Raw genomic sequence first — 21179 nt, 5'->3', positions numbered from 1 at the left:
GTCACCTGTCACCTGTCACCTGTCACCTATCACCTATTCCCTACTTGATCAGAGGCGATCGCATACCAAAACTGCATAAAAGTCTGCTGATTTAGTCTGCCACGTTCTTGACCAGGAAACAATGGATCAAATTTTTGATATGTTTCCTCTCTTAACTCCTGAAATGAACGATATTTACCCAATCTACCAGCTTTAGCTAGTCTATCCCATCTTTGGGAATCTTCTACACTATAATTACCTATTTTCCTCCGTGCGGTCTGACTCAAGTTTGCTTGTTCTATTTTCTTTAACAACTCATCCGCTGTACTGTTCCACTGTTCCCGTAAAACCCGATCTTCCGGTTTATCTGTTAATACCCTTCCCCCTAACCCAGGTCTTAAAGTATAAAATCTTTCATCTACTGTTTTAATAAACACTGCTTGGGAAATTTCTAACTCTTTCACACGGTTAAAAACCTCCTCAATACTGCGGTTTTTATTTCCCAAACTCGTAGGATTATTAATACCTGGTATAGCAGGAACTTCGACTTTAGGTACACTAATTGATGTCATACTTCTTACCAGAAAATTTCCTAACGCCCAAACTCCCCCACCAACTAAACCTACTCCCATAGTTATAGTAAAAGTGACAGCAAAAGGACGCAACCATATAGGCATAGGTATATTTTGCAGCGCCATGTGAGTAGTTCTATATACTTGTTTTCCTGGTGCTGCTACCATTGTTTGCAACTTGCTCAGATGAGTGTTTGTTTTATTAACAGAAGGTTGCATAGTATTTATACTAGTGCTTAAAGTATTAATAGCTGTAGAAACAGAACTAGAAACAGATGTTAGTGGTGGTAAATCTTTGATAACTTGATCTGCGGTTTGATAGCGATCGCTGGGTTTATATGCCAACATCTTTTTTAAGACTGCTGTTAATTTCGGACTTACCTTAATTTCCTTTCCCCAATACCAAGTCCCGTTATAACTATCATAAAGCAAATGCGGTTCTTTACCAGTCACTAACACCAAAGCAGTCACCGCTAACGAGTATAAATCACTGCTTTTAAATACCTTTCCCTGAAGTAACTGTTCTTCCGGTGCATAACCTTTTTTACCCAACAGAGTACCATTTCCCACTAACTTTGTTTGCCAAAAACCTTGATAAGCTGGTAGTTGTTTGACACCACCAAAATCAATCAACACAGGTAAACCATCTTTGTGGCGTAAAATCAAATTATCCGGCGAAATATCCCGATGTACGATATCTAAAAAATGAATATAACTCAAAATCGGGAGAATCTTGTGTAAAAGGTTAATTACCTCCTCCTCAGAAAAAGATTTTCCCTGTTTTTGCAACTGTTCAAATAACTGATAATAATTAGCACCTTCTACATAATCTTGGACTAAAAAGAAAAAATCTTTATTACCAATTTTAACCTGTATAGATTCATGAAAATTGGGAATTTGCGGATGTTTTATTTTTTTAAGTACACTTGCTTCTCGTTCAAACAACTCTTTAGCTTTTTGTAAATCTTCCTTTTTAGTGACTTGAGGTGCAAACTCCTTTAAAACGCACCTTTCACGGGCTTTTTGTCTATCAATCGCCAAATAACTCCGCCCAAAGCCACCTTGCCCCAGTATACGCCCAATTTCATAACGATTATTGATGACCTGTCCTACAGTCAGAGGTAAAGATTCTCCGCACTGAGTACAAAAACTGTTACCGTTATTATTTGCGTGTTGCTTACTGCAATATACAGACATGGTAGGGAACATAGATCAATATACTGATACAGTTCTACAATATCAAAAAGGTAATTTACGAACTATTTTGGTAATGGGTAATTGGTAATGGGTAATTGGTAATTGGGAAAATACAAATAATTTCTCCCCATTTCCCCTACCTCTTCACTGTCACCTGTCACCTGTCACCTGTCACCTGTCACCTGTCACCTAAACTTATGAACCCAAAAACACAAAAAGCGATTCAAGAACTAGAAAAATTTGTTTCTACTCCCCTAGCAGAAACACTGGAACAACATCAAAAAACTACACCGCAAGAAATCGCAATTAACCTATTTAAAACTGTAGCTGCTACCGTACCAGCTTACAAAGCGTTTTTAGCAACACATCACATCAACCGAGAAACAATTCACACTTTAGCAGACTTCCAAAAATTACCAGTTATTTGTAAAGAAAATTATATTTCTCTTTACACTCTACCAGAACTATGTAAAGATGGAATATTAGGAAGCTGCGATATGATCGCGGCTTCCTCTGGCTCAACGGGAAAACCCACATTTTGGGCGCGTTTCTTAACGGATGAACTACAAATAGCCACCCGGTTTGAGCAGATTTTTCATGATAGTTTTGATGCAGATAATAAAAGCACCTTAGCAATAGTTTGTTTTACCTTGGGAACATGGGTTGGGGGAATGTTCACTACTAATTGTTGTCGGTATTTAGCAACTAAAGGTTATCCCATTACAGTCATTACACCTGGAAATAATAAAACCGAAATATTGCGAGTTGTGCAAGAATTAGGCAGTAATTTTGAACAAGTTGTATTATTAGGATATCCACCATTTTTAAAAGATGTCATTGATACAGGAATTGCCAATGGGTTACAGTGGAAACGATATAAAATTAAATTAGTAATGGCAGGAGAAGTATTTAGTGAAGAATGGCGGAGTTTAGTTGGTGAAAGGATAGGATCAGAAAATCCTTGTTATGATTTTGCGTCAATGTATGGAACAGCAGACGCAGGAGTTTTAGGAAACGAAACACCTTTAAGTATTTGTATTAGAAGATTTTTAGCAGCAAACCCAAAAGCAGCAAAAGCATTATTTGGAGAGTCACGTTTACCGACATTGGTACAATATGATCCTTGTAGTCGGTTTTTTGAAGTTGAAGACGGTAGACTTATATTTTCTGGTAATAATGGCATTCCTTTAATTAGATATAATATCTTGGATAATGGGGGTTTAATTAGTTATTCAGAAATGTTGAAATTTTTAGCTGAATGGGGTTTTGATCCGGTTTCTGAGTTAGGTGAAATAGGTGAAAATAGAGGAATACATAAATTACCATTTGTTTATGTTTTCGGACGTTCTAATTTTACAGTTTCCTATTTTGGTGCAAATATTTATCCTGAAAATGTGACTGTGGGATTAGAACAACCGATAATTAGAGAATGGGTAACGGGTAAATTTGTGTTACAGGTGAAAGAGGATGAAGACAAAAATCGCTTTTTATCTGTGGTTGTGGAGTTAGCACCAAAAGTAGAAAGTAGTAAGGAGAAAATTACACAGATCACTAATTCTATTCTGACTCAATTGTTGCGTTTAAATAGCGAGTTTGCAAATTATGTTCCGGTGGAATATCAAACACCACAAGTAGAATTAAAACCTACTGGTGATGCTGAATATTTTCCTGTGGGTGTGAAACATAGATATACAAGGAAGAATTAAAAATTAAAAATTAAAAATTAAAAAGTTCTCGTTAGCCGATACCTAATTACTGCCTTAAAATCAAAATCCTGTATTTTTACTGCGAAAAGCTTTTAAACTTTCAGCTTGTTGTAACACTCGTTGACTAATGCGATCACAAGCTAATTCACAAAGTTCAAAAATTATCGGATCTGCTATTTCATAATATGCGCTAGTTCCTTTCGGCTGACGTGATAAAATACCAGCTTGAGTTAATACTTTTAAATGCTTAGAAAGATTTGCTTGTCCTAAACCAGTCGCTTCTCCAATTTCCATAACATTCATTGCACCTGACTTGAGACAGGTTAAAATCTGCAAGCGACTTGCTTCTGATAAAACCTTGAAATAGTCAGCCACGGCGGCGATAATCGCTGGATCAGCCGTGGTGGGCTTAGTTTTTAGCATAGGGCAATTTAATGATTACCAAAACATTTTATCACTAATTAGTATTATAACTAAATATTGATGAAAAATTATATTTATATCATCTTATATCATCATCCATAGAAATTGTCACTGATAATGATAAGATTACCTAGAGGTTATTTAGTTAATTAATGAATAGTTCTGGTATAAAGTCTATCCTTCATCCGTTGCGAATTGGTGAACACATTGCCCGCTATCCAATTATTCAAGGTGCAATGTCAGTGGGTGTATCCGGTGCTAAACTAGCTAGTGCAGTGGCTAACGCTGGTGGAGTGGGTGTCATTGCTTCAATGGGAATAGGGTTAAATTCTCCGTATTTTCACAAACGCCAAAAAGGCAGTTTTTTTACAGCTAATCAGTTAGCATTGAAAGATGAACTGAGAAAAGCGCGGATTATTAGCCCAGAGGGAATTATTGGTGTGAATGTTTTAGTTGCTACTAGAGATTATTTGACATTAGCTCAAACTGCGGCAACAGCAGGGGCAAATTTAATTATTACTGGTGCGGGATTACCTTTGACTTTACCAGAATTTACGGTAGACTATCCTGATGTAGCATTAGTGCCGAGTGTTGCTAATGTACAATCTGCAAAGTTAATTTGTGAAACTTGGAAAACTCAGTATAATTGTTTACCTGATGCTTTGATTTTGGAAAATTGTCAAAAGGTGGGAGGGCATTTTTCACAGTGTGAACAGGCGAATTTTCCTGGGTTTTCGATCAAGTGGGTAATTTCCGAATTGCAGGAGTATTTAGGACAACAAGAAAAGAGCATAGCATTGATTATTACTGGGGGAATAGGCGATCGCACAGAAATTGATCGAATATTAGGGATGGGAGCAGATGGTGTACAAATTGGTACACGATTTATTACTACAGAAGAATGTGATGCCGATTTACGCTATAAAGAATTTCATCTCAGAGCAACTCCAGAGGATATTGTCACAGTACCGAGTCCGGTGGGAAAACCCAGTCGTGCTTTAAAAAATGCCTTTGCGGAAAAGGCGATATCTTCGATAAGCTGCGCTAACGCTGATTTATCATTGTTAGAACGTAGGTGTATAGCAAATTGTTTAGAATCGTGTTTATGTAGAGATAGTAAAAAAACCTATTGTTTGCTACAAGCACTTTCTAAAGCTGCTTGTGGAGACATAGAAAATGGTTTAATTTTTTCTGGTGCTAATTTGGGATCAGGCGATCGCATTATATCAGTTTCCGAATTAATGGCAGAATTAACCTGTTGATAAAAGATGGGGAAATAGGGAAAACATTATTTACTTATTCCCTATTCCCTATGACTTTACCAGAGGCGATCGCATTTAATAAACATTTAATAAACATTTAATAAAAATTCACCCAATCCATACCATTAAAAACTAATATTTGAATTAAACCATAAGCCAAAGCTGCACTACCGATAGGAACAGTTAAATTATCAATACCCAGAAAAGAAAAAGCTTCTAAAAATGTAGCTATTATAGCGACAATTATTGATATCAGCCATATTTGCCAATAATTTCCTTGAGTTGGTAGTAAAATCAACATAGTTATCAAAAAACTCACAAAAGTCATAGTTAAAGAACCTTCCCAACTTTTGTTTGAACCAAAAAGTTTATATTTATGTTTACCAAATCTTTGCCCAACTAAAGCTGCTAGTCCATCTCCCCAAGCCATAATTAAAATACCTAATGCAGCATATTGGGGTTGATGTAAATACCAAAAACAAGCAACTAAAATCCCAATACTGACTGCATAAAAAAATGTACCTAAACTTTGACGACCAACGCTATTAATTCCCGGTAAAAGGGGGAAAAAATAGGATAATAAAGTAATAATGCCAGCTAAAATTGCAGATGTAATGCCAATAATAGCAGGGATATTGAACCACCAAGCCAGTAAAATTACATTACCTGTGCCAATATGGACTATTTTACGGATAATTTCGGGTTCACTGTTGGTAAAGCGACTGACTAACCAAGCGATGAGGATGACAAGTAATACCCAAGCCGCAGCAACCGAAATTTGTTGCCACAATGGGATAATAGATTCTAAACCAAGAAATGTAATCAACAATGTAATCAACAATGACGCAACTGATAATTTTGGGACTTTGATTCTTGTTATTTAAACCTAATACTACTTTAGGCGATTTGGGCATGAAAATAATATTGATTGGGCTAATTAAAGGTTATCGCTTATTTATCTCTCCTCTGTTTCCCCCGACTTGTCGCTTTCAACCAACTTGTTCAATGTATGCTATCCAAGCTATTGAGCGTTTTGGGGTGTTCCGTGGTGGTTGGATGTCTATTTGCAGAATTTTACGTTGTCATCCCTTCCACCCTGGTGGTTATGATCCTGTTCCAGAGGTGCAGCAAAAGTCTTGTTGCGAACATCGGGAGTAACAGGTACAGGACTGGTTTGAGAAAATTGGGTACTGGAAAACTCATTCAAAACTTGCTATTTTACAGGACTTACGCAAAATACCTATCAAACCCTCTTTCCTTCCTGTCCTACCCTTCGGGAACACCTCCGGTGAACGTGCCTTCGTGGTTCGTTTTTTCGTTGCTTATGCGTCAATCCTATTTTACACACTGAGTTGATAATATGCGTCCATATCACCAAATTTCCATTATTGAATGTGGTGAACCTTTAGTAAAAATTCCCTTAGAACTGTTTGCGGTGGAAACTCCCCATCCTTATGAAAAGTTAGGTGCTGACTATGGGGGATATTCTGCTTATTTTTTGCGTGCCAGTGTGGTCAAAAATTTAATTGAGGCACAAAATTATTTACAATTGCTATATCCTGGTTGGTATATTCAAATATTTGATGCTTATCGCCCGGTAGCTGTGCAGCAATTTATGGTAGACTATAGTTTTGCCCAAGCTGTGCAAGCCAGGGGATTGATTGAGAGTGATTTATCAACTCAACAACGGGAAGAAATTTGGCAGCAAGTATATGAAATTTGGGCAGTACCAAGTTTAGATATGAATACTCCTCCTCCCCATAGTACCGGTGCTGCGGTGGATATTACTTTGGTAAATGAAAATGGGGAAGTTGTGAATATGGGTTCACCGATTGATGAAATGTCTGAGCGATCGCACCCTGATTATTATGCCCATTCTGATGCCCATCGTCATCAAGAATATCATCACCATCGAGAATTATTACTAAATGTGATGTTAAAGGCAGGTTTTCAACGTAATCCTAGAGAATGGTGGCATTTTTCTTTTGGTGATCAAATGTGGGCTTGGTTGTGTAATCAACCAACAGCACGTTATGGGCGTTTCCATAATGAATAATTAGGGGTTGCTGAGAAAGTCTTGTCGTGATGACAGGTGACAGGTGACAGGTGACAGGTGACAGTTTCAAGAGTTGGATAGGAACCAATACTTTTCGGTTAAGCTCAAAAAATAGAATTATGTAGGTTAGGTTGACGTTAGGAAACCCAACATTTACAAGCTTTTGTTGGGTTGCGCGATCGCTTAACCCAACCTACAAAAACTCTTAACCGAACAGTATTTGGATAGGAACGATTTTTCCTTTGAGTAGGAATTAAATGCAAGGTTTTTAAGTTTCCACCCCGTAAAAGCTTGCACTTTTTTTACCTGAAAACGGCTCAAACCCTTTACCTGTAATCTTTTCATGTTTATTCAGCAAGCCCTAATTAACAATTAACAATTGACAATTCCTTGAATGAAACCCACAAGTGTTGAATGTCGTTACAAAACTTTACATATTTAAGTATAGTAGTCTTATCAAGGGTAGAAATGTCAGCATTTCATAATATCTTCCATCCAATGAACATAACTGATTTGTTGACACATACAAGCCTGAAGATAGCGGAATTTATCTAACATCTTTTCACCCCATTCTTTCGGAACAGATACAAGTTGTAAAATTAGATAAGCAATGAGACTAGCATAGATTTGGATAGCAATACCATTAACATTTTTGGTAATTAATCGATCCAGTTTTAAGTGCATCTTTAAAAATTTCCATAACAGTTCAACTCCCCACCGTAAACGATAAATATATCTGATTTCATCATCTGTAACTGCTGCCTCTCCATTGGCAGGTAAATTCGTGACTAAGCGGAATTCAGTTTTCGTTTCTAAATCACAAAAATTAATTACCCTATAAGCGGCAGCATCCGTCGATGAACCAATTTTGACTAATCCAGTTTCTGATTTAAATTCTAGTTTCCAATTATTCTTAATTCGCACTACAAAATATTTGTCTTTTTGCACTAACTCTTGCATAAAATCTAGCCCAGCAAATCCTCTATCCATTACCCCAACTGCATCTGGTGGTAAATTAGACATCATTGATGAGCCGAATCTATAATCATGAGCATGACCAAAATTTATCAAATTATCTTCTGGACTGCCTGTTGACAGATTGAGGGAACTAAACAGTTTTACTTGATGATGACCTAGAACCCATAGCAACTTGCTCGTTAATGTAATTACTGTTGAATCAATTGGACAAATTGCGTATTTTTCATGTAATTTTTTCTGGACTTTTTTCTGGACTAATTGATTCAATTGATGATAAATCTTTCGGAATATTTCTCGGTTTCTATGTGTGTTAGCCTTGGAAAATGTTGAAATACTTACGTCAATTCCCGTATTATTTAATCTTTTAAATAAGTCCCGCATACTTGTTAAGCTATTATCCAAGGCATAAGCCAACCAACACTCAACATAAAGACGGCTGTTCAAAACTGGATAATCATTTTTGGGCAAAGGTCTGAGGATGTCTTTGACAATCTTGGGAAATGAATTTATAATAGACCTCTTGCAGAATTCATTTTATGTTACAATAGGGGCTTGCCTTAATTTTATCCAAAAGTTAGAATTAAACGCCCATCTTTAAATTTGCGATCGCAACAACACCCAAACACACATAAAACCTAAAACCTTCAATTGTACCACAGAAACAATTGTGCAAGAGGTCTAATCATTATCAATTAATTAATTTTAATCGTTCGCCCAAAATTTACCATATTTTGGGCTATTTTTATCACCTCTTTCTTAACATTCAACACTTGTGAATGAAACCATTATCAATTATCAATTATCAATTATCAATTGATGATGGTATTCCCAGTCTGAGACTGGGAAAGAGAGGGAAATTAAAGATTTACCATTTATGTCTGATCCATTCGTAAATCTCTAAATATTTCGCACCGGGAATATTCCAAGAATTATCATACAACATACCCTGAATAGCTAATTTTTTAAACTCTTCGGGTTGCTGATACCATAAATCTATAGCCCGTCCCATTGCTGATTCTAATGCTTGGTTATCCATGTCATAAAATACATAACCATTGCGTTTTTCTGGTGGTAAATTTTGATCATAATCTCTGTCAAAAACAGTATTTACTAAACCACCTACCCCCCGAACAATGGGGACAGTTCCGTATTTTAAACCAATCATTTGGGTTAAACCACAGGGTTCATAATTACTGGGAACAACTATCATATCTGCACCAGCATAAATGAGGTGAGATAATTCTTCATTAAATCCTAGTTCTAAATGCACATCTGGGTTATTATTTAAAAATTGTTTTTCATGGTAAAAATGAGCGTTAATTGCTGATTCTGTAGCTGAACCTAACAATACAAATTGCGCTCCTCTATTCAAAGCATAGTACATCGCATGGTGAACCAAATGGACACCTTTTTGATTATCTAAACGACCGATGTAAGCAATGATGGGTTTTTTCTCATCATGACCTAACATCAATCTTTCCCTTAATGCTTTTTTGTTATAAGCCTTTTGTTCAAAATCATCCCAGTTGTAATTATTGGGGATGTATCTGTCAACTTCAGGATTCCAAAAATCGTAATCAATACCGTTGAGAACTCCACTAAATTTGTCTTTTTGCAAATATAATGTATGTCCTAAACCACAACCCACATCACTGGTTTGGGCTTCTATTGCATGATTTGGTGATACTGTTGTCACTGCGTTAGCATAATTAATTCCTGCTTTCATAAAATTGATAGCAAAAGGATTAAAATTATCCCGCAGTTTGTCGTATTGAAAATAATATTTTGGGCAGTTTAAATTAGTTGCTTCTAGAGTTTCAACTCCTCCCATGCCTTGATGTTTAAAGTTGTGAATGGTGTAACAAACTCTTTGATATTCCATGCCATGATATTTATAAATTTCATACAACATGACAGGAATTAAACCGGTTTGCCAGTCGTGACAATGAATGATATCTGGTCTTTTATTACTTTGCAGTAAAAATTCTAAAGCTGCTTTACTAAAGAAAGCAAATCTCATGTTATCGTCATTGCAACCATAGTAACAACCTCTATTAAAGAAATTATCTTGACTGTGGGGTTGAATGAAGAAACAAACCCGACCATGTACCCACCCGCAGTATACAGAACAGTGAATAGCCGCACCATACCAAGGGACCCACAAATTCAGGTAGGCATCATGTAAACCCCAGATATGGTCATAACGCATACAATCATACATTGGGAGAATAAGTTCAACAGTGTTTCCCCGTCCTTCTAACTCCCTGCTAAGTCCATAAACAACATCCCCCAAACCCCCAGCTTTTATTACAGGAGCGCATTCTGAGGCAATTTGTACTATGTACATTCCTAGCCCTCGCCTTACAAAACTTTATGTTTACTATATAGCAATTTATGAAAAATGTACTCATTGACAACTAGGTATTGGGATGATAGATGAGGATTGAATTTTTGGGTGTGGGGTGTAGGAATTTTCATCTTCACTCTTGCCTCTTGCCTGTCCTCACAGATAACATAACTATTCAAACGGACTTGATATTACTCCTGACTGCTGATAGCGTAGCGTAAGCCATATTTTGCTGTAAATTAAGATATCAGCAAGGGAATCTATCCTCAGAATTATTATCCAAGCATTAAGTTTCCAGACAAAATCCTGGGATTTATGTCTGAAAAGAGTATGCTTCAAACCTGAAGATATCGAAATTTTGTATTACAGCAGTTTTCACCTAGTTAGACCACAGTAGAGACGTTGCGTGCAAATTCTCTACAAGGGTTTTAAAGATTGTTTTGTGGTTCATTTACCTGAAAATCGCTGTAATGTAATTTGGTAATCTCAATCTATCAAGGTAAAAATTTCAGACAAAATTGTGTGGTTTAGGTTCTGACATAATATCTAAAAATATTTTTAATATGTGAATTTTCCATTATTGGAATTTAGTAATTTTAAAATATACGAATTACATTTTTAGACAAAATGATCGGATTTATGTCCTATGATCATGTGCATAAAGCTTTATATCTATCAGAACTTTGGATTATTTTAAATCTAGTTATGCAAAAACATTTAAAAGGAATCAACTCCTAATTTAGAGGATAAAACAATGAAGAAAATAGTAATTGCGGACTTAAAATATAATGCAGAAAGCCTTTTTCGTGAGCTATCTGTGGTTGAAACAAAGACTGTATCTGGTGGTAGTGGTGGGAGCGTCAATAATTATTTTATATCGGGTAATACTGGAAACGTGGAGAATACAGGGACTGGTGATGTTAAAGGTGTAGATAGTGGCATCAGGGATAATAAGGTCGCTACTGTAGACTATTCCAGGTCAATATACGTTGTCATAAATTCTTGGTAATTAATTATTTGTATTCTGGCACTGACATTAAGTAATTTTTAGTTGGTTGAGGGTAAAATATTTTTTTAGGGCATTTGTTTTTACAGATTTTACTCCTCATAAATTTTCATACCTGCTCATTTCTGGATTGGTAAATTAAGACAATGGCTGCAATCATGAATACTGAATTACATTCTGTTCAAGTCAATGAGCTTTTTCAGAAACTGACTTTAGAAGAAATGGAGTCAACGTCAGGAGGTAATACTGTTATTCCTTTATGGAGTAGTGGTTTAGCGGCTTTCTCCCTCAATATGTTTTGTGATGAGTTAAATAGTTTATTCAGTGAATATTACATACCTCCGATTTTTTACGACAACAAGCTTTTTACGGTTGATTTTTCGGAAATAGATGTCTATTTGGTAGTTTAATCATTTGCGGGGGTTAAAAATTGGTTTGTACCGACTCTTAACCCCTTAAACATTAAACGGCTATTGTCTCTAAAGTTCGAGATTGTTGCTGACGATGACCGTGGTAAATCATTTGAATAGGTTTATCTTGACCTGTCACCAAACCACGGCGTTTTGCTTTCACTTCACGAGTATCTGCTAGTTCCATTTCCCAACCTTGGAGTATTTTAGCTAGTGCTAATTTCATTTCAAATTGGGCAAATGCTAGACCAATACAACGTCTTGCACCACCGCCAAAAGGGATAAATTGATAGGGTGAAAATTGCTTTTCTATAAAGCGTTCTGGGTTAAATTGTTTGGAGTTAGGATAAATATCTTCTCGATGGTGAGTGAGATAAATTGAACCCATAACAACTGTACCTGGTTCTAGTTGATAACCATCTACAGAAATAGGGGTTTTTACCCGACGGGGAAAAGTCAACATTCCCACGGGATAAATCCGCAAAGTTTCATTACAAACGGCGGTGAGATAAGGTAATTTAAAAATAGTATTAGAATCGGGATTTTCGCCTAAAGTATCCAGTTCAGCTAATAATTTTTGGCGGACTTCTGGTAGTTTATGAATCCAATATAAAGCCCAGGCTATGGCTGTAGCCGTGGTTTCATGACCTGCTACTAACAAAGTCATTAATTCATCTCGTAATTCTATATCAGTCATTGGTTGACCGTCTTCATCTCTTGCAGACATCAGCAAACTGAGGATATCTGTACGTGATGGGTCGGGATTTTCTCTGCGTTCCTGAATTTCTGCATACAGGAGTTGGTCAGCTTTATTTTGACGACGTTCCTGTATTTCCCAAAGTGTGGAAAGACCAATCATCTTTTGTAAAGCCGGAAAATATAATAAAGTCACTCTCCAAACTTCACTACCTGCTTCGAGAATTTCACATAGTAAGTGTTGTAATTTCTCAGCACGTTCACCTTCATAAAGTCCAAAGACAGCTTGCATCATCACCCCCAGGGTAATTTCTTGGGTAGCTGTTCGCACATTAAAAGGTTGATTGATTTGCTGTTTGCTGATGACTTTTTCAGTGATATTATTAATTACATCGGCATAAGTTCGCATTCTTTCCCCGTGTAAGGGAGGCATGATTAACTGCCGTTGTCGCTGATGTTCTTTACCACTTTGGGAAATAACAGAATTTTTACCTAATAAACCTTCAAATAGTTGATTTAAATCGCCTGGTGCTTCTAATTCTTTGGTATCATTGCTTAAAACCTGCTGCATTGCTTCTGGACTATGAATAAATACCAGAGGAGGTAAATTTTTATCCAGCTTGAGAGTAAAAATATCACCATAAGTTTTGGCGCATTCTTCCATGTAGGACATGGGGCTAAATACCCAGCGTAGCATTTGCAGGGTAGCTGGAGTGTTGGGTCCTTTGGGTAGAAGCATAAAAGTTTTTTGGTAGATGTTAGTTTTTTACTAAATATCTTATAGCAAAATTCAGAAGTCAGGAGTCAGGAGTTCAAGGAGATATTTTGCGTAAGCTTCCACACCCGCCATGAAATGAATTTCATTTCCTTGCGGGCTATTTATTGGTTTGTCATGCTGCTTTCTTGACGCTCCCCGCCTTAAAAGGACGGGGATTCTTGTTTCAATGAGTAACCTTGCCCAAACTTGTTACCAAATCTGGGTAGAGGGTCATCTCACTGACCGCCAAGTTCCGATACTTTATCGGGCGTGGTTTTGGCTCACTCGATTTTCTTATAATCTCTGCTTATGTTTTGCATTGTGAAACAGCTATAAACCGTTGCAACCACGAAGATGTAAAATTTTGGTTACATTACAAGAGTTTTCATATCCCAGATTACCTCTTTCCCTCCTCTCTGCGCCTCTGCGCCTCTGCGTGAGAAAAGAAAAACGTATTTGATGAAAACGACGAAATTATTTTAAGGTACTCAGCATGACAACTACAACAAAGGCATCTTCCACAGTTCCCAATTTTTGCGAAGGTATTCAATATTTTGGGGAAGCATTGCCAGATTTTGAAACTTATGGTGCAACGCCAGTGATAGAATCGGGCAAAGGTGCGATCGCCTCACCAACAGATCCCAGTGCAGCTTATCAAACCCTACTCGCTGCCGATGCCCTGCGCTACCTCACCCTACAAATTACTGGTAGTAAGGCTTCTGGACATCCCGGCGGTTTTGCCAGCCAAGCGGAAGCTTATGCAGCTTTGGTCATGCTGGGACATAAAAACATTATCACCGAAGTTGGACACCACGCCCCTGGTTTTTATAGTGCCATGTTCCTAGACAGATCCTTAGAAGACATGGGCATTTTTACTGTACAACAATTACGCGATCGCTTTCGAGAAAAACATGGTTTAATCGGACACCTTTCCGGTTACATTCCTGGTATTCTCGCCCCTGCTGGTCCTTTGGGACAAGGGCAACATTTCGCCATGTCTGCTGCACTCCTGCACCGTGACAAACTCTTCCCCTTCACCGTGGGAGATGGGGGACTGGGTGAACCCTACATCATGAGTGCAATGGCGCATTTTAACACCGCTTACCCCAAAGTCACCAACTTCCTACCTATCCTAGTGTGGAACGGTTACAGCCAAGAGCATCATAGCATGGTATCTTTAAAAACCACCGATGAGATGATCGCCTATTGGAAAGGTAACGGTTTTGCGGAAGTGATCATCGTAGATGCTAAGGAATTTGACGACCAAAACCAACCAGGAGATTACGTAGATAGTACCATTTTCTCCTTCCAAAAACGGTTAGAATTTACCAAAGCGGTATTAGTAGGCATTGATAAAGCTGCCCGTTCCGCTATGAGTGGCACATTAACGGTATTTATCATTAAACAACTAAAAGGCGCGGGTGTTCACGCTTTAGGGGCAAAATCTCACAACCTCTATCCTCAAGATACTTTAACCGCCCCTCACATTGTCACAGCTTTACAAAAACGCGCTTTATCTGTAGAAGCATGGCAAACAGTCCGCACAAATGCGGAACGTGCCGGAGGTGGACCCGCAGCGAAAACAGTAGTTACAGAATTTGAATTACCTTTAGCAGAAATTGGCGAATTACCATTAGAAGAATATGCAGTTGGGGGAGAACCAAAAGTTTCGACAACCGCAATGGGAAGGTTAGTAGGAATAATCGGAAATAAAGATAAAAATTTCCTCGTCACTAACGCCGATGGTAACGCTGCTTCAGGAATTGGTAATATTAATGAAGCCTTAAAAATCATTCACCCCACAGCAGATGAAACCTATCATCAGGCTCCAGGAGGTCAAGTTTACGAACCTTTGAGCGAAGATGCTTGTGCAGGTTTAGCAGTTGGTTTATCCTTAATGGGTGCGAGAAGTTTGTGGTGTTCATACGAATCTTTTGCCATCAATGGTTTACCAATTTGGCAAACAGTCACCCAAGCAATGGCAGAATTAAGAAGAAAAACACCGTCAACTATTACCTTATTTACTGCCGGTGCTTTAGAACAAGGTCGCAACGGTTGGACACACCAAAGACCAGAAATTGAAGCTTATTTTGCTTCGATGATGAGAAATGGTAATGTATTTCCTGTTTTTCCCCCCGATGCTAACAGTATTCAAGTCTGTTATGACTGGGCTTTAGGAACAAAAAATAAGGGAATTGTCATCACTGCAAGTAAGTCACCTTTACCCATTAGAACAACATTAGAACAAACAAAAGAAGGGTTAGAAAAAGGCGCGATTTTATTACATGAAGTTGCGGGAGGAAAGCAAGTTGTTTTTGCTGTAATTGGCGATATGACGTTAATTCCCGTATTTGAAGCGGCGGCATTTTTAGAGACAGAAGGTATTGGAGTGAAGATAATTTCTGTTATTAACCCCCGGCGTTTATATCGTGCTGATGATACAGCTTGGGATACTTGTTCTGAACCTGATGGTGGGTTTTTGAGTGATGCAGAATTTGATAATTTGTTTGCTGGTGATGCGTTAATTGGTGTGACTGGTGGTGCTGGTGCGATGTTAGAACCTATTATGTTACGCAGTACCAGTAAGCGGGATATTTTCGCTTGGAAGCGTGGGGAAACTACCGCAAGCGCGGGTGAGTTGATGGCTTTTAATGGGTTGACTGCGGAAGCGTTGACGAAGCGGGCTATTGAGTTAGTGCATTAAGGATTTTTAACCGCAGATGTACGCAGATGAACGCGGATGACTTGGCGTTTAGTTGCGTACATTTGCGGATTTATTTGGAGGAAACGCAGATGAACGCAGATGAACGCAGATTGGAGTTAAATAGGGTGACGGAGCAGGTTATTGGGTGTGCTTTCAAAGTGGGTAATACTTTGGGGGTTGGTTTTTTGGAGCAGGTTTATGAAAATGCTCTGGTGCATGAGTTACGGAAAACAGGTTTGTTGGTTGAGCAGCAGAAAATGTTGGAAGTTTGGTATGACGGTGTGGTTGTGGGTAATTATCGGGCTGATTTGTTGGTGGAAAACGCTATTATTGTGGAGTTAAAGGCAGTAACAACACTAGAGAGTAAGCATTTTTCCCAATGTATGAATTATCTGAAAACAACTGGACTTACTCTATGTCTATTAATTAATTTTGGTAATCCCAAAGTAGATATAAGGCGTGTTGTGCGTAATTTCTAAACCCATCTGCGTTTATCTGCGTTCATCTGCGTTCCTCTGAATCAGAAGAGTATGAAATATGGAAACTGTCAAAACATTTCTTATGATAGAAAAAATCAACATTTCCGAACTACCATCACTTTCTCTATTAGAAAAAGATCATTTTCCTAATTGTGCAGCTATTTACTTTGTATATGATAGCAAAGATCAAATTATTTATATAGGTAGAACGGTAAACTTATCTGAAAGATGGAAAGTACATCATAGATTTAATCAACTAAAAAGATTTAACAGGAAAAATCCTATTCGTATTGCTTGGTTAAGCTGTAGTAAGCAAGAAAATCTTGCCCAACTCGAAAATCAATTTATTAACTTATACAAGCCTCCTCTAAATTGGTCTAAAGTAATAGTACCAATTAGAAAAATAACTCCAGCAGAAACGGCATTACAGCAAAGTCTTTATCAATTAGCAAAATTCAATGTTATGATAGTTGGTTTTGATACAATCTTAGATGAAGAACCACCAACAATATATTTAGTATATCCTGTTTATGGTAGAACAGGATTTTCTGGCAGTATTAGAACTGCATTAAAAAACATTAATAAAAAAGCTAGTTCCCTAAAATGGAAAGAATACAAAACATATCCTAAATCTTCAGGTAAATTCGGTTTTTGGCAAACTGAATATAACGGTTTAAGAATAGATTTATCTCCATTTGATAATTTAGTTTATTTCATGGAAAATTCAAGTCGTCAAACTCTAGCTGGAATAGAACTGATGGCTTTTAGTAGCGAACAGCTAGAATTAATATTAGATAAGAATGAAGAAGATGAAAATACATCAGGTTTAGAAGCATTAGAAGATGATCCTATTCCAGTAGAAAATGTTTATAAAAAACAACCTATAAATGATAGGGTAAAAAATACAGTTGAAGTTGAACCCTGGGAGGAATTAGAACCGATGGGTGAAGGTGAAGTTAGAGTAATGACTCGTCAATTTGTGTATGTAGATAATGTAGAAATAGAAGTTTGTACTAACGATAATGGAAAGCATTTTGTTAGACATAATCTCTATTGGTGGATAATGCACAATACAAAAAATCCTGATCCTGAGTATAATTGCATAATCAAGAATTTCCAAAATGCAGTAGAGAGACTACCTAATATTAGATGGTCTGGTTATAGATATAGATTTGAAACTATTAGGTTTAGTAAAGATGATGTAGAAGTTGAAAATGTGGTATTGCTTCCACTAGCTATGTTTGAAGATTTAATGAAAGATCAATCAACAGTTAGTCTAAATAGTAGTGTTTTAGAAGAAATTCAGAAAGGAGAATATAAATCAAAACCAAATGATAGTATGAGGCTAAAACTATTTGTGTGGTTACAGTCTAATTTTTTATCTTCACTACTTCAAACTAATAATAGTCAGTAAGTTGATTTTTGTAGTAAGTAGTCAGTAGGTTGGGTTAACGCAAGAAAACCCAACAATAATTATAATTTCCATCTGCGTTTATCTGCGTTTATCTGCGTTCCTCTAAATCATCTATTGGTAAGTTAGGTTAACCCAACATCACCCAAACCACCCAACTATCATGAATAGTGTTTTCTCCCAATAGCAGAAAATGACAAAAACCTCCATGATAGAAAAAACAACATTCAGGAAGTCACATTATGAAAAGCATGAATATTTCCTTACCTGACAACATGGGAGCTTACGTAGAAGAACTCGTAGCGCAAGGTGGTTACAGCAGCGTCAGCGAATACTTTCGGGAATTAGTGCGAGAAGACCAAAAACAGAGAGCAAAAGAACAACTACAAACCATGCTTTTAGAAGGTTTGAACTCTGGAGAAGCTACAGAAATGACTGCACAAGACTGGGAAGATATTCGTCAAGCAGTATAATAGTAGTAACATAATTTAAAAAAGGCAGTAATTATGGATATCAAACTTGCAGAAATATCTCAAGAAATTAACAGCTTACCAGAAGAAGCACAAATCTTACTCCTTGATTTTATTCAACTACTTAAAAAACGTTATCCACAACCAGAAAATCATCATCAAGAAAAAACCATCTATGAGAAATTTGATGAAATTGGATTAATTGGTTGTTGTGCTGTGGAAGAAAATTTATCAACCACTTATAAAGAAGTTTTATCTAATACCTTACCCAATAAATATGATCATAGTTGATACAGGTTTTTGGTTAGCTCTTATTGATCAAAAAGACACCTACCACAAAAGAGCAAAACAAACTTTAAAAAAATACAACGAACCATTAATTACAACATGGTGTGTTGTCACAGAAACTTGTTATCTTTTGCTAACTCGCAAAGGATTTCCAGCGCAAATTACTTTTTTAAACAGTCTGCAACAAGAATTATTTACAGTTTTTAATTTAGAACCTTACCATACTCCGCGAATTATTCAATTAATGGAACAATATGCTAATTTACCAATGGATTTAGCTGATGCTTCCCTAGTGATTTTAGCAGAACATTTAGGACATGGGCGCATTTTTTCTGTAGATCAACGGGACTTTAATACCTATCGTTGGAAACAAAATTATCCTTTTGAAAATTTGCTATTTTGAACTACCCTGTGCTAGAGCAATCAAAGAATTTTTAATCAGACAAGGTATTCATGGCAAACATATCAAACTAGATACAAATTCTCAAGATCCCATTTATGGCAGAATTTATGATGATAGCATTGGAGAATTGATTGCTACTACTGGTCATCATGAAGGTGTTATAATTGAGATCAATGGCGTAGAAATTGTTTTTGATAACATCCACCATCAAGGAATTACGCGATTAGACTGGATACAGAATCTCTATTCACCTATTTTAGATGCAGGATTAGAGTTTCAAATCACAGAAACATACTTTTAAACTAGAAAATTAGTGGGTTAAATATGGATAATCTCTACAACTTACTGCAAAAGATCAAAAAAAGACCAGCAATGTATTTAGGTAAAAACTCTATTTTTAGCCTTCAATCATTCTTAGATGGCTACTATTTTGCCCGTCGAGAAATTGGTATTCCCTTAACAGCAGAAGAAACAGAATTTCAAGATTTTTTACAATGGATCAGACACAAATTTAATGTAGAAACAGGTCAATTATGGTCAAGTATTCTGCTTTTCCATTCAGCCGATGAAAAAAGCGCGGTAGATAGATTTTTTACTTTGTTTGAAGAATTTTGTCAACAACAGAAAAATCATGAAATAGCAAAAATTGATGAATTAGTTTCATGAAAATAAAAATTATAGTGTAGGTTGGTTTGACGCAAGGAAACCCAACATTTTTAGGAGGAAAGTAAGTTCAGTGAATAGGTTGATTTGATGAATTAATTTATGTTAGTTTTACTAAACCCAAACTAATCTGAATTGCTCTATCTACATCTTCCATTGTCACTGCATCGAGAACACCCAAACGTTTCATTAACCTTTGTTTATCAATAGAACGAATTTGATTAAGAAGCGCAACAGAATCAACTTGTAAACCTCCTTCTGGTGATTTAATTAGCACTTCAGTAGGATACAAAGGTTCTGTAAATTGAGAAGTAATGGCAGCAACAATAGTTATAGGACTATATTGATTAGAAACATCATTTTGCAAAATTAAAGCAGGTCGTGTTTTTTTGATTTCTGAACCGATAGTTGGATCAAAATTAACTAGGTAGATTTCACCACGTTGAGGATAAATGATTTTTTCTGTACTTAACACGCTTCTTCTTCCAAATTAAACCACTCATCAACTAAACCTAAATCACGTTCTGCTCTTTTAATAGCTCCTTGTTTTAACTGTTCTTTAATATTAGTAAATTTGTGATAATTACCATTTGCATACTCATCATTTACTAATTGAATTTCTCTTTTAGTTTGTTTATCTTGAGCAATAGCATCATCAAGAATATGTACAAGTTGTTGTTTTTCTGATAAACTTAGGGCATTTAAAGAGTTAATTAGTAACTCCATCGGAATGAATAGATTTAATCCAGTCTGTGACATAGTTTTTATCATGATGTGATGATTTTTTACATTATATCAAATGATGTTGGATTATTGTATAAATCACCTGATGAAAAGCATAAATATTTCCTTATCTGACACCATACGAGCTTATGTAGAATAGTAGCGCAAGGTAGTTACAGCAGTGTCAGGGAATTAGTGCGACAAGACCAAAAACAAAGAGCAAAATAACAGCTACAAACCATGCTTTTAGAAGGTTTGAACTCTCTTTGAAGCTACAGAAATGACAGCACAAGACTGGGAAGATATCCGTCAAGCAGTGCGGGAAAGAATTAATAAATATCAAGGTGCAAATTAGCAGTGATGTATTAAATTAAAAAAAGACCTCCCAAAAAAAATCACTATGAAATTTCAAGTAATATTCACCCATGATTCAGAATACCAAGGTTACATTGCTGAAGTACCAGAACTTCCTGGTTGTGTCAGTCAAGGTAAAACCTTAGATGAAGCAATTACAAATATCAAAGATGCTATAAAAGGCTATCTTCATGTATTAGAAAAACATGGTAAACCCTATCTATGTAGCTCAATCGGTTACTGTACCTCATTAACCTTGAAACTGCTGTAATAAATCAAATTCTCAAGTTATCCA

General features: G+C 36.6%; 23 protein-coding genes. 15 read left to right on the top strand and 8 right to left on the bottom strand.

Annotated elements, in window-relative coordinates:
- Window positions 1-29 precede the first annotated feature (29 nt).
- Window positions 30-1748, bottom strand: coding sequence for a serine/threonine-protein kinase (locus K2F26_RS01200; protein ID WP_220611734.1), 1719 nt, complete (start codon window positions 1746-1748; stop codon window positions 30-32).
- Between the two features lie 197 nt (window positions 1749-1945).
- Here K2F26_RS01200 and K2F26_RS01195 point away from each other — a divergent pair, with 197 nt between their 5' ends.
- On the top strand, window positions 1946-3454 hold the full coding sequence (locus K2F26_RS01195) for a phenylacetate--CoA ligase family protein (RefSeq protein ID WP_220610041.1): 1509 nt from the start codon (window positions 1946-1948) through the stop codon (window positions 3452-3454).
- A gap of 60 nt (window positions 3455-3514) precedes the next feature.
- Here K2F26_RS01195 and K2F26_RS01190 read toward each other — a convergent pair whose 3' ends face one another.
- A complete protein-coding gene (locus K2F26_RS01190) occupies window positions 3515-3877 on the bottom strand; it encodes an ArsR/SmtB family transcription factor (RefSeq protein WP_220610040.1) in 363 nt (120 codons plus the stop codon).
- Between the two features lie 152 nt (window positions 3878-4029).
- Here K2F26_RS01190 and K2F26_RS01185 point away from each other — a divergent pair, with 152 nt between their 5' ends.
- Window positions 4030-5139: an NAD(P)H-dependent flavin oxidoreductase gene (locus tag K2F26_RS01185; RefSeq protein ID WP_220610039.1), complete on the top strand. Its 1110-nt coding sequence runs from the start codon at window positions 4030-4032 to the stop codon at window positions 5137-5139.
- A 97-nt stretch (window positions 5140-5236) separates the two neighbouring features.
- On the opposite strand, the gene K2F26_RS01180 is transcribed toward K2F26_RS01185, so the two are convergent.
- A complete protein-coding gene (locus K2F26_RS01180) occupies window positions 5237-5968 on the bottom strand; it encodes a diacylglycerol/polyprenol kinase family protein (protein WP_220610038.1) in 732 nt (243 codons plus the stop codon).
- Window positions 5969-6051: 83 nt separating this feature from the next.
- On the opposite strand from K2F26_RS01180, the gene yidD reads away from it, so the two are divergent.
- Window positions 6052-6297 (top strand): membrane protein insertion efficiency factor YidD, encoded by a 246-nt coding sequence (gene yidD / locus K2F26_RS01175; RefSeq protein ID WP_194052615.1) that lies wholly within the window; start codon window positions 6052-6054, stop codon window positions 6295-6297.
- A gap of 202 nt (window positions 6298-6499) precedes the next feature.
- A complete protein-coding gene (locus K2F26_RS01170) occupies window positions 6500-7195 on the top strand; it encodes a M15 family metallopeptidase (RefSeq protein ID WP_220610037.1) in 696 nt (231 codons plus the stop codon).
- A gap of 471 nt (window positions 7196-7666) precedes the next feature.
- On the opposite strand, the gene K2F26_RS01165 is transcribed toward K2F26_RS01170, so the two are convergent.
- Both K2F26_RS01165 and glgA read right to left on the bottom strand, forming a co-directional pair.
- On the bottom strand, window positions 7667-8686 hold the full coding sequence (locus K2F26_RS01165; RefSeq protein ID WP_220611733.1) for an IS4 family transposase: 1020 nt from the start codon (window positions 8684-8686) through the stop codon (window positions 7667-7669).
- 352 nt (window positions 8687-9038) lie between these two features.
- Window positions 9039-10520 carry a glycogen synthase GlgA gene (gene glgA, locus K2F26_RS01160; protein ID WP_220610036.1) on the bottom strand — a complete coding sequence of 494 codons (1482 nt, stop codon included), beginning with the start codon at window positions 10518-10520 and terminating at the stop codon, window positions 9039-9041.
- Between the two features lie 754 nt (window positions 10521-11274).
- Between glgA and K2F26_RS01155 the strand changes: the two genes are divergently transcribed.
- Both K2F26_RS01155 and K2F26_RS01150 read left to right on the top strand, forming a co-directional pair.
- Window positions 11275-11529, top strand: coding sequence for a hypothetical protein (locus K2F26_RS01155; protein ID WP_194052603.1), 255 nt, complete (start codon window positions 11275-11277; stop codon window positions 11527-11529).
- A gap of 143 nt (window positions 11530-11672) precedes the next feature.
- Complete coding sequence (locus K2F26_RS01150; protein WP_220610035.1) at window positions 11673-11936, top strand: hypothetical protein; 264 nt, start codon at window positions 11673-11675, stop codon at window positions 11934-11936.
- Window positions 11937-11988: 52 nt separating this feature from the next.
- On the opposite strand, the gene K2F26_RS01145 is transcribed toward K2F26_RS01150, so the two are convergent.
- Entirely contained in the window at window positions 11989-13371 is a 1383-nt protein-coding gene (locus K2F26_RS01145; protein WP_220610034.1) for a cytochrome P450, read from the bottom strand.
- Window positions 13372-13882: 511 nt separating this feature from the next.
- On the opposite strand from K2F26_RS01145, the gene K2F26_RS01140 reads away from it, so the two are divergent.
- From K2F26_RS01140 to K2F26_RS01105, 8 genes are all read left to right on the top strand, one after another.
- On the top strand, window positions 13883-16093 hold the full coding sequence (locus tag K2F26_RS01140) for a phosphoketolase family protein (protein ID WP_220610033.1): 2211 nt from the start codon (window positions 13883-13885) through the stop codon (window positions 16091-16093).
- Window positions 16094-16182: 89 nt separating this feature from the next.
- Window positions 16183-16572, top strand: coding sequence for a GxxExxY protein (locus K2F26_RS01135; RefSeq protein ID WP_220610032.1), 390 nt, complete (start codon window positions 16183-16185; stop codon window positions 16570-16572).
- Window positions 16573-16630: 58 nt separating this feature from the next.
- Window positions 16631-17986: a GIY-YIG nuclease family protein gene (locus K2F26_RS01130; RefSeq protein WP_220610031.1), complete on the top strand. Its 1356-nt coding sequence runs from the start codon at window positions 16631-16633 to the stop codon at window positions 17984-17986.
- Between the two features lie 239 nt (window positions 17987-18225).
- A complete protein-coding gene (locus tag K2F26_RS01125; RefSeq protein WP_220610030.1) occupies window positions 18226-18456 on the top strand; it encodes a type II toxin-antitoxin system ParD family antitoxin in 231 nt (76 codons plus the stop codon).
- A gap of 33 nt (window positions 18457-18489) precedes the next feature.
- Window positions 18490-18744, top strand: a complete 255-nt coding sequence (locus K2F26_RS01120; protein ID WP_220610029.1) for a DUF2281 domain-containing protein — start codon at window positions 18490-18492, stop codon at window positions 18742-18744.
- On the top strand, window positions 18731-19144 hold the full coding sequence (locus tag K2F26_RS01115) for a type II toxin-antitoxin system VapC family toxin (protein WP_220610028.1): 414 nt from the start codon (window positions 18731-18733) through the stop codon (window positions 19142-19144). The genes K2F26_RS01120 and K2F26_RS01115 overlap by 14 nt, the downstream gene beginning before the upstream one ends.
- Window positions 19125-19445, top strand: a complete 321-nt coding sequence (locus K2F26_RS01110) for a papain fold toxin domain-containing protein (RefSeq protein ID WP_220610027.1) — start codon at window positions 19125-19127, stop codon at window positions 19443-19445. Before K2F26_RS01115 ends, K2F26_RS01110 begins: the two co-directional genes overlap by 20 nt.
- A 23-nt stretch (window positions 19446-19468) precedes the next feature.
- Window positions 19469-19810 carry a hypothetical protein gene (locus K2F26_RS01105; protein WP_220610026.1) on the top strand — a complete coding sequence of 114 codons (342 nt, stop codon included), beginning with the start codon at window positions 19469-19471 and terminating at the stop codon, window positions 19808-19810.
- 97 nt (window positions 19811-19907) lie between these two features.
- Here the strand turns inward: K2F26_RS01105 and K2F26_RS01100 are convergent, their stop codons facing one another.
- Together K2F26_RS01100 and K2F26_RS01095 are read right to left on the bottom strand one after the other, a co-directional pair.
- Window positions 19908-20282, bottom strand: a complete 375-nt coding sequence (locus tag K2F26_RS01100; protein ID WP_220610025.1) for a type II toxin-antitoxin system PemK/MazF family toxin — start codon at window positions 20280-20282, stop codon at window positions 19908-19910.
- Window positions 20276-20566, bottom strand: coding sequence for a hypothetical protein (locus tag K2F26_RS01095; protein ID WP_246605490.1), 291 nt, complete (start codon window positions 20564-20566; stop codon window positions 20276-20278). Before K2F26_RS01095 ends, K2F26_RS01100 begins: the two co-directional genes overlap by 7 nt.
- 364 nt (window positions 20567-20930) lie before the next feature.
- On the opposite strand from K2F26_RS01095, the gene K2F26_RS01090 reads away from it, so the two are divergent.
- Window positions 20931-21155 (top strand): type II toxin-antitoxin system HicB family antitoxin, encoded by a 225-nt coding sequence (locus K2F26_RS01090; RefSeq protein WP_220610024.1) that lies wholly within the window; start codon window positions 20931-20933, stop codon window positions 21153-21155.
- Window positions 21156-21179 lie beyond the last annotated feature (24 nt).

This window comes from Sphaerospermopsis torques-reginae ITEP-024, assembly GCF_019598945.1.
In the GTDB taxonomy this organism is placed as follows: domain Bacteria; phylum Cyanobacteriota; class Cyanobacteriia; order Cyanobacteriales; family Nostocaceae; genus Sphaerospermopsis.
Note: the sequence above shows the minus strand (reverse complement) of the source record. Positions and strands in the feature narration are given on the sequence as shown.

Coding starts and splice junctions, on each gene's coding strand:
- K2F26_RS01145 (WP_220610034.1), bottom strand. CDS start 13,371: ATGCTTCTACCCAAAGGACCCAACACTCCAGCTACCCTGCAAATGCTA.
- K2F26_RS01130 (WP_220610031.1), top strand. CDS start 16,631: ATGGAAACTGTCAAAACATTTCTTATGATAGAAAAAATCAACATTTCC.
- glgA (WP_220610036.1), bottom strand. CDS start 10,520: ATGTACATAGTACAAATTGCCTCAGAATGCGCTCCTGTAATAAAAGCT.
- K2F26_RS01120 (WP_220610029.1), top strand. CDS start 18,490: ATGGATATCAAACTTGCAGAAATATCTCAAGAAATTAACAGCTTACCA.
- K2F26_RS01170 (WP_220610037.1), top strand. CDS start 6,500: ATGCGTCCATATCACCAAATTTCCATTATTGAATGTGGTGAACCTTTA.
- yidD (WP_194052615.1), top strand. CDS start 6,052: ATGAAAATAATATTGATTGGGCTAATTAAAGGTTATCGCTTATTTATC.
- K2F26_RS01155 (WP_194052603.1), top strand. CDS start 11,275: ATGAAGAAAATAGTAATTGCGGACTTAAAATATAATGCAGAAAGCCTT.
- K2F26_RS01195 (WP_220610041.1), top strand. CDS start 1,946: ATGAACCCAAAAACACAAAAAGCGATTCAAGAACTAGAAAAATTTGTT.
- K2F26_RS01185 (WP_220610039.1), top strand. CDS start 4,030: ATGAATAGTTCTGGTATAAAGTCTATCCTTCATCCGTTGCGAATTGGT.
- K2F26_RS01190 (WP_220610040.1), bottom strand. CDS start 3,877: ATGCTAAAAACTAAGCCCACCACGGCTGATCCAGCGATTATCGCCGCC.
- K2F26_RS01200 (WP_220611734.1), bottom strand. CDS start 1,748: ATGTCTGTATATTGCAGTAAGCAACACGCAAATAATAACGGTAACAGT.
- K2F26_RS01105 (WP_220610026.1), top strand. CDS start 19,469: ATGGATAATCTCTACAACTTACTGCAAAAGATCAAAAAAAGACCAGCA.
- K2F26_RS01125 (WP_220610030.1), top strand. CDS start 18,226: ATGAAAAGCATGAATATTTCCTTACCTGACAACATGGGAGCTTACGTA.
- K2F26_RS01150 (WP_220610035.1), top strand. CDS start 11,673: ATGGCTGCAATCATGAATACTGAATTACATTCTGTTCAAGTCAATGAG.
- K2F26_RS01095 (WP_246605490.1), bottom strand. CDS start 20,566: ATGTCACAGACTGGATTAAATCTATTCATTCCGATGGAGTTACTAATT.
- K2F26_RS01135 (WP_220610032.1), top strand. CDS start 16,183: ATGAACGCAGATGAACGCAGATTGGAGTTAAATAGGGTGACGGAGCAG.
- K2F26_RS01115 (WP_220610028.1), top strand. CDS start 18,731: ATGATCATAGTTGATACAGGTTTTTGGTTAGCTCTTATTGATCAAAAA.
- K2F26_RS01090 (WP_220610024.1), top strand. CDS start 20,931: ATGAAATTTCAAGTAATATTCACCCATGATTCAGAATACCAAGGTTAC.
- K2F26_RS01140 (WP_220610033.1), top strand. CDS start 13,883: ATGACAACTACAACAAAGGCATCTTCCACAGTTCCCAATTTTTGCGAA.